Annotated in this window: 11 protein-coding genes; all 11 read right to left on the bottom strand. The window is 38.5% G+C overall.

What is annotated here, in order from left to right:
- Positions 1 to 153 precede the first annotated feature (153 nt).
- The 11 genes from ACE1ET_RS16305 to ACE1ET_RS16255 all read right to left on the bottom strand — a co-directional run bounded on the left by ACE1ET_RS16305 (position 154) and on the right by ACE1ET_RS16255 (position 15,418).
- A complete protein-coding gene (locus ACE1ET_RS16305) occupies positions 154 to 1,131 on the bottom strand; it encodes a DUF6929 family protein (RefSeq protein WP_375729487.1) in 978 nt (325 codons plus the stop codon).
- Between the two features lie 11 nt (positions 1,132 to 1,142).
- On the bottom strand, positions 1,143 to 2,675 hold the full coding sequence (locus ACE1ET_RS16300) for a glycoside hydrolase family 28 protein (RefSeq protein ID WP_375729486.1): 1,533 nt from the start codon (positions 2,673 to 2,675) through the stop codon (positions 1,143 to 1,145).
- A 136-nt stretch (positions 2,676 to 2,811) separates the two neighbouring features.
- On the bottom strand, positions 2,812 to 3,912 hold the full coding sequence (locus ACE1ET_RS16295) for a lipase family protein (protein ID WP_375729485.1): 1,101 nt from the start codon (positions 3,910 to 3,912) through the stop codon (positions 2,812 to 2,814).
- 136 nt (positions 3,913 to 4,048) lie between these two features.
- Positions 4,049 to 5,695 (bottom strand): B12-binding domain-containing radical SAM protein, encoded by a 1,647-nt coding sequence (locus ACE1ET_RS16290; protein WP_375729484.1) that lies wholly within the window; start codon positions 5,693 to 5,695, stop codon positions 4,049 to 4,051.
- A gap of 12 nt (positions 5,696 to 5,707) precedes the next feature.
- Positions 5,708 to 7,006, bottom strand: a complete 1,299-nt coding sequence (locus tag ACE1ET_RS16285; RefSeq protein ID WP_375729483.1) for a B12-binding domain-containing radical SAM protein — start codon at positions 7,004 to 7,006, stop codon at positions 5,708 to 5,710.
- A 31-nt stretch (positions 7,007 to 7,037) separates the two neighbouring features.
- Entirely contained in the window at positions 7,038 to 8,360 is a 1,323-nt protein-coding gene (locus tag ACE1ET_RS16280) for a B12-binding domain-containing radical SAM protein (protein WP_375729482.1), read from the bottom strand.
- Positions 8,353 to 9,723 (bottom strand): B12-binding domain-containing radical SAM protein, encoded by a 1,371-nt coding sequence (locus tag ACE1ET_RS16275; protein WP_375729481.1) that lies wholly within the window; start codon positions 9,721 to 9,723, stop codon positions 8,353 to 8,355. The genes ACE1ET_RS16280 and ACE1ET_RS16275 overlap by 8 nt, the downstream gene beginning before the upstream one ends.
- A 2-nt stretch (positions 9,724 to 9,725) precedes the next feature.
- A complete protein-coding gene (locus ACE1ET_RS16270) occupies positions 9,726 to 10,727 on the bottom strand; it encodes a GNAT family N-acetyltransferase (protein WP_375729480.1) in 1,002 nt (333 codons plus the stop codon).
- 1 nt (position 10,728) lies between these two features.
- Positions 10,729 to 11,817 carry a hypothetical protein gene (locus tag ACE1ET_RS16265; protein WP_375729479.1) on the bottom strand — a complete coding sequence of 363 codons (1,089 nt, stop codon included), beginning with the start codon at positions 11,815 to 11,817 and terminating at the stop codon, positions 10,729 to 10,731.
- A complete protein-coding gene (locus ACE1ET_RS16260) occupies positions 11,814 to 12,959 on the bottom strand; it encodes a type III PLP-dependent enzyme domain-containing protein (RefSeq protein ID WP_375729478.1) in 1,146 nt (381 codons plus the stop codon). The genes ACE1ET_RS16265 and ACE1ET_RS16260 overlap by 4 nt, the downstream gene beginning before the upstream one ends.
- Before the next feature lie 164 nt (positions 12,960 to 13,123).
- The gene (locus tag ACE1ET_RS16255; RefSeq protein WP_375729477.1) at positions 13,124 to 15,418 is read right to left on the bottom strand and encodes a family 78 glycoside hydrolase catalytic domain; all 2,295 of its coding nucleotides are present in this window, start codon (positions 15,416 to 15,418) and stop codon (positions 13,124 to 13,126) included.
- Positions 15,419 to 15,427: the final 9 nt, after the last annotated feature.

Raw genomic sequence — 15,427 nt, 5'->3', positions numbered from 1 at the left:
TAAACATCAACATTCTCATATGATAAACTAAACCATTATCAAAGTTAATGTAATCAGATCAACAAGAGATTGTATGCACTAATCTAAAGTGTGTATATTTTAAACATCAGAACCTGTTGTTCAATTAAGATCCAGGTATTTATTATATCAGGATTAGTGTGTCCTTTTACGAAAATCTATCTCCAATAGTTTAGAACTGCCATCATCATTGTCTGTTACACCCAGCAGTTTTATATCTGAATTGGTGCTGCTGACCACATAAACAGATTCCACTTTATCCTGCAATGGTTTGCCGTTATGCATTATTCTTTCACAAACCGGAGTCCTATTTTCAAGCTGATTCAAATCTATCAGTCCAATATAACTGCCTACAATATTTTGGTTGTCGATCCAGTTCGGATCATTCTCCACCGATGCAGAAAAAACAAGAATATCTTCTTCCGGCAACAGACACATACCAGAAAATCTGGCAGATACGCCGTTAACGGCAGGAAGGTTGAATTTTATGGATTTAATGTCCGGTTTATCTTTTTTATCGTCTTTAACATAGTCTCTGAAATCATCAATATCTATTACTATCAATGTATTGTCGGCACGGTTCAGGAGGATCAGCTTCTTCTTCCAAAGTCCGGCTCCTTCAAAATTTATGCCGGCCTGCGCATCAGATTTTTGTGCAATATGTTTGTAGAGCTTAGCTAAATCGTAAGTCGTAACCTTATGATCCTGACCATCAAAATCGACTCGGTTCATCACCTCACTTTTATCACCGGTACTGCCTGAACCAAAAACCAACAGGTCAGAATCTTTTCCCCAGGGAACAACTGTCATGCATTCAAAATCGGCCTTTTCATGCTTTGGAAGCCTGCCATTTTCAAGGTGTTTCGTGCTGAATATTTTGATTGAATCCTCTACCTCATATTTGGTGTTCAACTGAAACAGATATGGGGAATCATCACCCGCAATAAAGTAGCTGTCACGATATTTCACTAAAGCAGATGCCGACGGAATGTGTGGAAGTGTAATCTGTTTACTTACATTTACCTCAAATACAATGCTCTGAGCTTCAAGACGAACTGGCAACAGAAAGCAAATAATAACAACCAGACCGGGAACAGAAAAAATCCTCCTCATTTTACGTTTATTTACTCTACAACGATACCTGGATTTGAATCCGACTTATACAGTTCTTTAAAGTCCTTATCATTTACTCCTTTAAACCTTACATTTTCAATCAGTTTTTCTGCATTAATCATGGTCTCGCTTGCAGATACAAATTCAACTGAATCGAAAGTAAGATTTTGAACATTTGACAGACTCAAAGGGTAGTAATCCATAGTCGTGGATTTCAGATTTTTAAATTCTGTATTCTCCGCATTTTCTATTACAATGCCATATTTACTTTCAAGAGTCAGGTTTTCAAAATATACCTCATCCACAAAAAGACTATCTATTCCCTGTATTCTGATGGCAAACTGTGAATTTTTAGATGTGATATCCTTATAGTGAAGATTTCGGAATGTTGGCAGACTGTCAGTACGCGGTTTAATAGAACTGCTGCCATAATGCATGTTAATCTTAATGGCTTCCCGCTCAATATTATCCATACGAATATTTTCAAACCACAGGTCTTCAATCACACCACCCCGGCCTTTCATAGACTTGATACGCAATCCACGCTGTGTCTGACTAAAGTCGCAATCGTGAGCATAAACATTACGTACACCACCCGACATCTCACTCCCAATTACCACACCACCATGACCATGCTTGGTTGTACAGTTCTTGATGACAATATTCTCACTGGCTTTTCCAACCCGCCAGCCATCTTCATTCAAGCCGGATTTAATTACAATGCAGTCGTCTCCTGTTGAGAAATAGCAATTATCGATGAGCATGCCATTAGTGGCATCGGGAACAATTCCATCATTATTTGTTCCTGTGGTTATGACCCTCAGATCCCTGGCAACCACATTTTCGCAGTAAACAAAATGGGTGGTCCACATGGGTCCTGAATGCAATTCTATGCCTTCCACCAAAACATTTTTACAGCCAATAAACTGAACCATGGCCGGACGCAGATAGGATGTTGGTTCAAAGGCCAGACAGTTACGTTCTTCTGGTGCTACACCTGCCTCTACCAGATCATATAACTTAGTCAGCGATTTTATCTGAGTGCCTTTGGCCAGGTCCCACCATGCCTTACCGTTACCCTCAAGAATACCTTCACCGGTAATGGCTACATTCTCCTGATTGCGTGTGTAAAGCAGTGGGTGGTAATTCATACATTCCAGACCTTCCCAACGTGTAAAGGTCGGAACGGCGTACAACGGGATGCTGTCCAGAAAGGACAATACTGCACCTTTGTCCAGATGGAGATTCACATTTGATTTTAATTCAAGATAGGCCGTGCTCCAGGTTCCTTCAGGAATAACAACTTTCCCACCACCGGCTTCAGCACACTTATCAATAGCTTCCTGAATGGCCTTTTGATTATTATATTTTGTGTCAGTTTTTGCACCAAAATCCTGAATGTTGTACACTTTATTTTTGAATGAAGGGACTTCAAACACCTGTTCACCCCAGGGTGTTTGCTCTGTTATAACTGTGCTCTGAGGTGCCTGACAACTCACCAAAATGGTTAACACAAAAATGATTCCTATAATTTGCTTGCTCATAATATTATATTCTGCATTTAAGTCGTTAAAATAGAAGAAAAATCAGAAAGAAAAAAATCGGAATGATAATCAATTTTATACATCCATTCACTTTTGAAGATTATTGTATAAAGTGAACACCAGCTTACAAGGTATATTACTTATACCTTTCCATTAAAAACATATACGCATCCGTAAGGTGGTGCATCCAGATGTTAGGATTATCCGGTGAGTTATCAAACTGCCTATAATATTCCTCGTCCGGATACAGAACGATGGTATTCCCTGTTCTGGCAAAATAATTGCTCTTATAATACGCCGGTGCTTTGTAATTGGGCATTTGTTTTTCAACAGCTCGAGAAACCATCTTACCCAGATATTTCTGATAATTTTTCTGAGCTCTGATTCCGGGTTTACTCAACTGATTATACACATGTTTGAGCACCAGATTATTGGGAAATTTCTGTTTCTTAATCATCTTTCGTGCATGTGAAAACGGATTTACATTGGTAAAATCATCCACTGTCTGCACCGAAAACGGCACATCAGGAACCCAGTCCGCTGCATTAACCACATTGAACGCCCATCCGCCCCTTGTTATATTTTCATAATCGTAGGCAAAAAACAGGTTCCCCGGTTTGGGCCCTGCACTGCAATAGGTTTTAAACCAAATATCCTGAGGCAGTTTATGGTCCTTTTTCAAATGTTGCAGATAGGCTGTCAGCATAAAACCTATGCCGCCACCCTGACTATGCCCTGTGATAATAAAATCTTTATAGCCTGCCCTATACAATGAATCAATTTTAGGTTCAATGGTTCGTGACAAATATGCCATTGCTATAAACCATCCAACCTGCACAGCTGCGTTGGGATTATCAGCCAGCTTATATGCAAATAAAAAATTGGTATCAAGTTGTATTTCTCCCTGAGCTGGAACCATTGCGGCATAAAGATTTGCCAGAAAACTTGCCTCGGTAAGTATGCTTCCACGGATTGAAATCATAGCCACAGGTTCTTCATTATTGATCCACAAATCCCATAGGTTATCAAATGCAACCTGCGGAGAACGGTATTCAAAGCTGTATTTTTCAGGTTCAGCAATATTCGCAATGCTGTCCCATTTCTCCAGGTCAAAATGTGTTCTGTGATTGATCTTCAGCGTTTCAATATATTCATTTTTATCAAAGCCCGGATGTAAAACCTGTCCTGCCAAGGTCTGGGTCAGAACTAAGAAGGTGAATAGAATGGTTTTATTCATATGATATGTTTTAAATATATTATTATTAGGGATAATCAATCAAAATGACATATGGTAATAACATATTTATATACAAAAAGTTGGGAAATATGGATGGGTTCCTCACAGTGACGCATCTAATCAGGAACAGTTTCACTTATTGCTCTCTGGTATTATAAACCTTTCGTATGTAATCAGGTTGATCACCACCTGACCTGATCCTATAAAAAAAGTTACCTGAAATATAAAGGACAGACAGATATAATATTACCAGGGGAGATATTAATGCACTAAAAACGAACCTTGTCGGTAATATCTTTGCAAAAGCTTTCATGCTTTCTCTCCATCGCTTTTTAAAACCGCTCCCTTGAAAGAAAAATCCGGAGGAAACTGCCAGAATACAAACAGGAAAGATCATCGATTTATAGATTGCAGCTCTTTCGGAGAATCGTTGATTATTATTATTTTTCAAATTGAGATATCCATTTAATAAATTTTCAAACATCCTGAATGGCCATGGGCCTCCTTCATTTACAAGTCCTGAATAGGTTGAAGCAATAAGTTCCCGGGCATTTTCATCTGAATAGTTTTTAAGAACAAAATTAAAATCGTTAATCCCGTCTTTTTCAACACGATATCCTGATGATATCCGCCCTTCACGTTTCATAACATCCCAAAGTTTTGTTCCGGGAACAACATGAAGCGGGACCACCTGATAGAATGTAGGATTCAGACCGATAAAACGCTGAGAATCGGCAACGGTAATGTCTGCAGTTTGATTGTCCCATCCAATGACAAGGGAACCAAGGGTGTTAATTCCATGCGCATGCAATTTTTCAAAAAGAGCTTCAACTTTTCCTTTTCTTTTTGTAAGACCTTCCCTTTCCAAAACCTCATCATTTAATGACTCAACCCCGATAAAAACCGTACCTATACCACACGCAATCAGTTCCTCAATGCTATAATTTAAAATGGATCTGACCGAGGCAAAAATTGTGAGTAAAAATGGCTGGCTTTTCAAATCGCTATTTTGAAAATGATTCATATAGTCAAGCACTTTAGCTCTGTCATGCAGAAAATCTTCATCATAAATAACAGCGGATTGAATTCCCGGATATTTTTTTCTTTGACTTAATAAATGCTCAACAATCTGTTGCCCCGTTAATAACGGGATATACTTTTTTTTAAACTGGCTCGAAGTGGCACAGAACGAACATCCATAGACACAACCAAGTCCCCCAACAAGGATAATCTGTCTGAATAGCTTAATTCGAGTACGAAAGAAACTGTTCTCTGACGGGATCAGGTCCTGTCTCCTCTCTATCTGATTTTTCAGATCCCACTTTTCCTGAATCAGGGCATTCATGAACGCTAATCCTTCACCATAACAAATGTGGTCGACAATTTCTTTAAGTCTCCCTGATTTTTCAAAAGATTCTTTAAAAACTGCCGTCCCATAACCGCCTAGTACAATTTCAATACCCGGATGATTTTGTTTCAACCACTCAGCCATTTCCAGTACTTTGTGAGTTAAAAGTATGGTAAACCCAATTGCTACTATTTGATATTTCCCTGTATTTACCTCCTTCCTAAATGCTTTTGTTGATGGATTTTCCAGTACAACTGATGAAACAGGAATATTCTGAGCCAGGTAGTGCAGCGAATGCCAGCTTTGAAACGACCGAAGTTGAAAGATCTTTTGTTTGTAGGTATTCCTGTAATAAAAATAATCGATAGGGTCACTTTCCATCGGCAATTTAGCATACGGACCACAGGGAGAGGTGAACAGTATTCCAGGTTTCATATTAACAGTCTTCTAAATGCTTGTTTTTCTCAGTACATAATTGAACCTGCTGTATATCATAAAATTCAACACGTTCCGAATATTTGTTTTTGGGTCGAATGCCCGTTTACCTATCGATGAAATGCTATAAAAATCCTTATTTGCTTTTATTGTCGCCTCATAAAGTTGCTGAACGCTCATCAATTTGGGTATAAATGTTGCCTGATTATATTTATAATCGGGATGAAGCCACCACTTTCCATCATACAATAACCGGTCATCACGTTTAAACTGGTCATATATTTTAGTTCCCGGGTAGGGCATAAGAATATGAAAGTATGCAAGAGCAAATTTATTCTTAATGGCAAATTCCACTGTTTTATCAATCGTCTCAACGGTATCAAAATCATTGCCAATCACGAAACTTGCCCAGGTTAAAAATCCATGATCACTTAAAATTGCCAGTGCATCCCTGTATGTATTGAAATCACGTATGTTAGGGGATTTTTTAAACCATTTTAATGAGTTGACATTTATGGATTCAAATCCTATCAAATTGCCAACACACCCGCTGTCGGCCATAAGTTTAAGCAGTTCCTGATCATGAACCATATCAATACCAGACTGGCTGGCCCATTTAACTTTTAAGGGAATAAGTTCTTTCAGAAATATCTTCAGCTCACTTTTATTTTGGGTAAGATTGTCATCAACAAAAAGAATTGTTTTGAGCTTATCTTTCTCTATTTCAGCTAATACATCCTCCGTTCTTCTGCATACATGCGACCCTTTAAAGAATCTCGAAACGGAGCAAAATGTGCAGCTAAACCGGCATCCCCGGCTAAACTGCATCAGAGAGACAGGAAGATAATTTTTATTTTTATAGATTTCACGATCCGGAAATGTTCCATCCTGTGGAATTCCAAACGGTGCGAAATATCTCCTTTTCAGTTTATTTTTTTTTGCATCCCTGATCAGCTCTGCCCAAACCGGTTCCACATCGCCAATTACAATCGCATCCGCATTGTCTATGGCTTCTTCCGGCATAAGAGAAACGTGAATACCTCCAAGCACAACATTCACGTCCCTGCTTTTATACTTTAAAGATATTTCATAGGCTCTTCTGGCACAAAATGTATCAACCGTAATACAAACCAGATCCGTTGGCTCATCAAAAGGGATTTGTTCAAGGCGGTCATCATACATGATCACCTCATCCGGCTTCTTTATTAATCCTGCGATCACAGCCAGTTGCAAAGGTTCCATGCTACCGTCACTCAGGTTGTAACCCGTAATGCTAGTACCTAAACCAGGTTTTATCAAGGTAATTTTCATGCTTTTATTTTTGTAAGACTGGTATGTATCATTAAAAAATGTTGGGTGTTATTTTACGTTTTATATATGATCTGTAGTGAAAATTTACCGCCAATGCAAATAATAAAATACCGGGATTATGCCACAATTTTCTATTCAGTAAAACACGATAAGCAATGCTTCTGAAACTAAACACTTTTCCGTTGAGCCACCAGTACATATCCGTAAGTCTTTCAGGGGTAATTTTTTTTGGAATATGAACGCATCGTGTTCCGTCAAAAAGTCGAAGATCATCCGTTAACATCCGTCCTTCTGTTTTAAGCTGCTTATGTAATTCCGTACCCGGAACAGGAGTTAAAATATAAAATCTTGGAATCGGTATTTTATTTCTATTTATGAATTGATATGTTTCCCTTATGGACTCTTCCGTATCATAATCCGAACCTATGATCATTTCAGTGCTGACTGCTATTCCTGACTCAGAAAGAATTTTAATATTTTTCTCATGTTCGCTGGCTTTTAACCATTGTTTGTCAAGGCTATCAATTGCATCCTGCTGAATACTCTCAACACCAAAACTCATCAGGTCACAACCCGAATTTCTAACAATTTTAAGAAGCTCTGCATTATTTGCCAGGTGTATCGCACACTGACTGGCCCACTTCATTTTTAATGGCTGTATTTTCTCACACAGTTCTTTAAGGTATTTTGGATTGGATACAATGTTATCATCGATCAAATAAAATCTGTTGAAACCCAAACGTTTTACTTCCTTTATATCATTAATAACCTCATCAACAGGCCTGAACATATATTTGCCCTTGTAGAGACAGGCAATGGAACAGAAGGAACAGGTAAAAGAACACCCGCGTCCTGCCTGAACCGGTAACATTGATCCAATATTTTTTTGTGTAAGAAGTTCATACCTTGGCACCGGAAGATTTTTTAATTCTGTTACAGGATAATTATAAACTGGTTCCAATGTGCCCTTTTTTTCATAGTCCTGCAACATTTTAGGATAGGAAATCTCTGCATCTCCAATAACAACTGAATCCACATATTTCCCCGCTTCTTCATGGGCTATTGATGCCATATATCCTCCCATCACTACGATTCGTCCCTTTTTTTTAAATTCTGCTGCAATCTCAATCCCTCTAAACGTAGCATGCCCCATGGTCCCTATTGCCACAATATCAACTTCTATATCGTAATCTATTTCATCCACTACCTCTATAAGTAATTCAACATCCCAGTGAGGAGGTGTGTAAGCAGCCAATAGCGGGAAAGCAAGTCCCGGAAGGTTAATTCTTTTTTGTTTACAAAGTTTCCCGTTTTCTGCATATTGAGTCGGTTGTATAAATAAAATCTTAGGCATGATTTTTTACTTCTTTAATTTTGGTTTTATACTGTTTTGCCACTCTGCTTCCTCCAATCAACATTTTGTAAAGCATCCGCGGTTTATAACTTATCAGATACTTCCATAGCACCCGTGGATTATACAGGATCGCATTATAAGCATTCAATATCTCCTGATAAAATTCCGGAACAGAAAGTTTTGTCGGACGCACCGATATATGCGCAAGATCCCATCGGGCATAATCCATTTTATCAAGTATGATATCTTCTTCGGGAAAAGTCACTCCCGTTTTTGGCAGAGGTGTAAGAGGCTGCAGGTTAACAAAGTGAATTTTCAGTGATTTTAATACATTAACCATATTCCTGAAATCGCCTTTATCCCAGTCTGGTGGAATAATAATGGTAGCAAACACATCCAGTTTTTCCCGGTGAATTACGTCCATTGTCTTCCTGTAAATCTTCAACGATGTTTTTTTGTTGTATCTGCTGAGCTCAATATCAGAAAAACTTTCAAAACCAATAATTACCGTTCTTAATCCTATTTTGGCAAGTTCATGTATGATTTCCGGATTGCCCGCAATAAAATCCGCACGTCCGTATACCAGGAAATGTTTGTTAATATTTCTGTGTTTTATTTCTTTTATAAATGATCGCAACCATTTAACATCTACAAGAAAATCATCATCAACAATATAGATCTCCGACTCATGTACTTGCTCAAGTTCCTGAATCACTTCAGCTACCGGTCTTTGATGATATCTTCCGGAAGTGATTATTCGGCAAAAGCAGAACGTGCAATTATACGGACAGCCGAATGATGCTTTTATTAAGGCAACCTTATTATGAAATATATAAAAGTATTTATCCCGGTATTTTGAAACAGCACTACGTTCAGGGAAAGGAACAAAAAAATCCGGATCAGGAAGTTGCATATTTTTTAGCGAACCCCCTTTTTGCAAAATTCCCTGTGGGATACCTGCTTTATGATCTATATGATTCAGCAAAGCAGTAAAATTTGATGATGCATTTCTTATAACCCGGAAATCTATGCTTTCATTATCAAAATCTTCCGGGCATACTTCACAGTGCACACCACCAACTATTGTTGTAATTTGGGGAAGATTTTTTTTGGCTATAGTACAATACGATATTATGGTTGAGACATTTGTAATGTAACCTGTAACACACAGCACATCGGGTTTATGTTCAGAAATAAACGATTCAAAAGGTCGCCTTTCCAGAATCATATCGATAATTACAACATCATCACCCTCCCTTTTTAATGCGCATAGAATTTCCAGTTCAAGTGGTTCCACAATCATTAAATGCTGCAGTCCTATTGTTTCCGAAGAAGGTCTGGGGCGTACCATCAGTATTTTCATGTCTATACCTCCTTTAACGCTTTTGTTTTTTCAAGCACTTTCCTGTATTCAAGCAACGGGCGAAAAACTTTAAGAAGATAATTAATAAACCTTGTGCTATGATGCGCTTCCATATACAAAGGTTTTATTTTCCCTCCCATTCGCATTTTCGCTGTTTCAGCCGTTTGACCAAGGTCTATCAACCGGGCTTTATTTTCGATCCCATCTTTCACTATTCCGGAAAGTAGTCGCAAATAGGTATTACTAATTTTGTTTTGCGTATAATCTATCCCTCCTAAAAAAAAATAATATACATCATTATCCTCAAGTCCTATATTCCATCCAATTATTTTCCCTTCTTTCATGCAGACTGTCAAGTTAAATTCAGAGGGAAGATTTTTAAAAAAATCGTGATTCAGTTTCTCCAGCTTCCCATGGCTTCTGTTATACACATTCAGATATTGCTGGTACATTCCTGAATTAAATTCAGGGCATTTAAGTTTTTTAAATTGCACATCTCCGTTCTCCTGATTTATTTTAACCAATCTCCGCCTGTAACCTGAACGTAATGAAGCCTTATAATCCCTCCAATCTTCAAATCGATTGACTAATTCGATGGAAGGCAGCGTTTTACCTGCCGCATTTTTGTTAGACAGAGGCTTTTCTGACAGATTAAGGGAAAGAACAAACCCTTTTACAGTATCATAAATGTGTGTTTTCAGAAGTTCAACAGCATGCTTTTCGCCAAATATTCCCGAACCTGACACAGAACAAGGAACCCCAACGATGTTCATTTTAAGCGGACTTTTAATTCCTGCAAACGTAAACAAATCTAAATGTAAGGTGTATACAATTGCAGCAGCAACAAGTCTGTCGCTATCATAACAAAGAAAGTATCTTTGACTGCAGGGATTAAATCTCTCTGTATGCCATAAAAATTTAGTCCGCTGAAAATAATTGTCGGCAAGCACGTCCCACTGATCAGGTAAAAATTCTGCTTTATGTATACAATCAAAATTTGTCATGCTATAAATCTGCTTCAAAGGTTGCAAACTCACGGTAGATCTCAGGTTCTGAACCAAATGAGCGTGTCAAGATGCGTTTTACAAATGCAATGGAACTCCGGTTCTCCTCAAAAATAAAACCACCCTCACAAAATTTATATCCTCTTTTAATAAGCACTGGTAATGCCTTATTAATTAAGGCTAAAGCTACAGGGCTGCCCTGATATTCAGGGACAATGCCAATTTCTGTAAAGCGAAAGGTATCAATTGATCTGCCCATCCGATATTTTAACACATCCATTGCATTTAAATCCCTTTGTGATGAAACAAGCTTATTAAAATCAGGATACCAAAGAAAGAAACCTACGGGTTTTCCATAGACTTCAGCAAATATCAAATTTTCATTATCCATTAAAAACCGGAATGGTCTGAACAGTTCTAAATCTTCAGCGATATCACGATCAGCCCAATAAGGATGCTTTTTAAAGGCCAAATTATTTAGCCTTGTATAAATTTCAATTTCAGCTTCAATATCACGCTTATTCATAAAACGAACTTTAAGTCCGTCAATCTTTCTTTCAACAGAGTACGCACTGGCCCATTTAATATACTGGTCAAAATTAAACCGAAATGTTACCATTTTTCGGGCGTGCAATTCCTTAAAATAACCGGCATAATATTCCGGATTATATGGCAGACCAAATAAGGGCGCTTCATCAAACCGATTCAGTAAAATCCCTGCACCATAATTAAGGTGCCCGTTTAAACCTGCTACAATCTTTTTACAACTGGCGAAATGTTTATGAATTGTATTTCTGATCAAGGGAAAGATATCTCCTAATCCTTCGTGTGCTTCAAAAAAAGAGACCTGAACATAGTCAGGCAACCGGAAATCCCGGATAAGGGCAAAGCGTGCTACATCACTGCTTCCATCCCTGATACTGAACAGCTTTATGTTTGAATGTTTAGCGTAGGAACTTCCTGAATGCAACAACAATTTTTCAATCCCGGCTTCTGTTCCTCTGTATAATTTATTTCCAGAATAGACATTTGTACAAACATTCTTAAATGCTTTATATCCTGTTGATCCTTCCAGCAACTCTACTTTCATACAAAGAATTCTTCTGGTTTTCGAAATCCAAGAAACTGCATATAAGATGATGCACAATATGACCCGGCATTACCGAATACAATTGTATCCCCTGTTTGTAGTTCAGGTAATTCAATATTATTCGAAAAAATATCACGGGAATATGTTGAACATCCATAAATAGTAGTTGCCCTCTTATCATCAGTTTGAATCGGTGTACCACCCCGAATCACCATAACGGGATGATCAGCGATATCGGCATAGAGCAGTGGGCGTGAAAACTGCACGGTGGAAGCATTCACACCAACAAATTGCATCTCCTTTCTGTCCTTTATGTCACTTACATAACATACAAAATACCCTGCTTCACCCCCAATAATGCGTCCGGGTTCAAGTATTAATTTTATGCTTTTCCCCTTTTTGTGCGAAATATCTTGCATCAGTTCCGAAACCCGTGTATTGTATTGCCCAAAATCAAATTTCTCGTCTCCGTTTTCAGACACCCCAAATCCGCCACCAAAATTTAAATATTCCAGTTCTGGAAAATCCTCAGTTAATGCAATCAACTCTTTATAACAATCAATGAAATAATTGATATCGAAAATATCGGTCCCTACGTATAAATGGAAGCCTTTTACTTTTGACTTATCTGGAATATCGCGGATCTCACGGATTGTAAATCCTAATCTGCTGTTATTACCTATAAAGGAGCCAGCATGATTTGAATAAGGTTTAACTGCATCACCAATATTACAGCGTATTCCGATTGGTTTATCCGGGAAAAGTTTCATCCATTGCATAAGCTGATTTGGTGAATCGGCATTGATCTGAACACCATAACTCTCTGCTTTTTTCATTACTTCACAGCTCAATGCTGATGAAGTAAAAATTATTTCATCAGCCCTGAAACCTGACTTATAAGCCATTTCCATATGCATGACAGAATTAACGAAAATGTTCAGATATTCCTCTTTTACAATATTTAGAAACTGTGGATTTACATTTGCCATCGATGCAAAATGAATGGACTTATTCTTGTATGTTATAGACTTAAAGGCACGGCAATGTTCTCTTATTTTTTGACTATCATACACATAAAATGAATCATATTCATTTTTACTGTTTCTATTAATAAAATCCAGTATTTCAGCTTTGATATACATTTTTACACAATTTGGTTTTGTCACAAAAAGTGGCAGTGATCAATCAGGCTAATATTTTACACGCAAAATCAACAAATATTGATATTGTTAAATATATTCATTTCAAATGAAAATTACAATTGAGAATGCCAGGTATCTTTCAGTCAATCTGACTTTCGAACGTCCTATTTCAGTTCAAATGTCTTTTTACCGGAACCAACATTTTCTACCTTAAGAAATCCTTTCCCCTTTTTGTATTTGATCCTTTGTCCGTCAAGAAACAAATGTCTGGCATTGGGTTGAACCGGAACGTAAACATCAGCTGTCGTATTGGCCGGAACAGAAATATCCAGCTTAAAAGCTTCTCCGGGTTTATTTGTAAACGACACATACACTGCGCCTCTGATGGTTGGGCATTTTATTTTGGCGTACTCAAGATCAGCAGGTTGTGGTTTGATCTGTATTCTTTTAAATCCGGGCTCAAGTGGTTCAATGCCCATGAGTTTACGCGGAATGATATTGGCCGGTGCAGCTCCCCATGCATGGTTCCAGTCCTGATTTGGCTTGTATTTGTTTCCCCAGGCTTCCATGGAAATGGTGGAGCCATCACGGATCATATTGTACCAGCTGCGTTCCGACGTTGAGGTTAGCAGGTCCAGACCATACCGGCTGTCATGATTGTCGTAAACGGCTTCCATCAAGAACTGTGATCCATACACGCTACAGGCCATTCCCCTTGAGCGGATAAAATCAGAAATCTGATCCACATTCTTCTTTGGTGCCAGACCAAAAGCTACAGGGAACATGTTGGAATGGAGCGAAGAATGATCTGTTCCGATGCCGTCTACATAAATTCCCCTTGTTTTATCCAGTAACTCTTTATTAAAAACGTCCATCAGTTTCCCGGCCTGTGATGCATAAAACTCCTGGTCTTCTTTTTTACCCAATTCTCCTGCAATGGTTGCCATTGCGTTCAATGCAAAATAGTGGTAGGCATTTACTACCGTATTTACATCCATAAACACAAAACCATCGGTTTCTCCCTTCTCATTTTTACCCAGGCCCAGAATACCCGTATGCGGCCAATCCACAATATCACGGATATTATCATTGAGATGTATTGACTTTAACAATTCCGGGGTTACTTTCCCGGTTCTGGTACTGATAAATCCCGACTCATCAGCTAGTGGTAAAAGTGTTTTAGCCTGCAGATCCTTATAAAATTGCTCAAGGGATTCCTTATTTCCGGTATACAGATAATCGTACCACGCCATTACAACAGACTGCAGAATCCATTCCGTTGGCCAGGTGGCATGATGAATCAGATACTCTTCAGTATAACGTCCGATACTGTAGTCCCGTACCACACTGTAATATCCCAGTTGATTGATCAAAGCATCGGCTTCATATGGTATCCGTTCCCGGTCTCCATCTACAAACACGCCGGTAAACGAAGTTGCTTTCATGGAATATTTGCACAGCTCCCACACCTGGTTCAGCACTTTATCAGAACTGGTAAAATAAGAGTCTGTTTCATTAAAAGGATAAAATACAGCCTCCCTGATAATGTCACACTGTTCTATCTTACCATTATAACCTTCAATCTCGCAATAACGGAATGGTGTGACTTCACCTGTATAAGCCGGCATATGGATGGCCCTCGATCCGGTATTTCTCCTATCCGGACGAATAGCAATGATGTAGGTATTCCGGCCTGCATTCAACGCCAGTTGATACGTTGAAAAACGGCGCGTTCCTCCCGGATTGCGATCAATATTGCCATCCTTTACCACTTCACCCAGGCGAATCGTAATCGTATCTTTGCCTGTTTGACTTTCAAGATTGAGCCGTAGCCTTCCAAATGCATCCTTCCCAAAATCAATAAAGGTCACATTGTTCGTTTGATCCTTTACTGCAACAGGGAACTCATCCTGTTTTTGTAAGGGATAACGGGAGGTTTCATAATCCACCAGGTTTGATGCTGTTTTAAACTGTGACACCGCAGAAAAGGGCGATTCATTTCCATGATTGTCCCAGGTTTTTACTTTCCAGAAATAAACAGCGTTAGCTTGCAAAGCATTCCCTTCATAGCTTATATTCAGAGACTGGTCACTTTCTGTTTTCCCTGAATCCCACAGATCGCCATTATCATTTTGTAGATTTTGCAGATTGGATGCAAGCAGAATACGATAAGCGGTCTGCAACGTATTTTCCTGATCTGAATTTACAACCCAGCCAAAAAACGGTTTCTTTTGGGCAATTTCTGTAAACTGGAAATTTTCATTCCGGTGAACAGCATCATGTAAAGTTGTATTGACCGGATAGCCGTTCAAAAATACCTGCCCGGCTCGGGTTAGGAAATTGACGGATAGTTCTGTTGGCTGACATTTTTCATTAACAGCGCCTTTTGTAATTAAGCCAAAAACAAAAAAAAGACTTATCAAAAGGAGAACGGGAAGTAATTTTTTTTTCTTATTCATTAAAAATGA

Origin of the sequence: Quyinboa mangrovi, assembly GCF_042219825.1 — a bacterium.
Classification (GTDB): domain Bacteria; phylum Bacteroidota; class Bacteroidia; order Bacteroidales; family UBA5342; genus JBHJHP01.
Note: the sequence above shows the minus strand (reverse complement) of the source record. Positions and strands in the feature narration are given on the sequence as shown.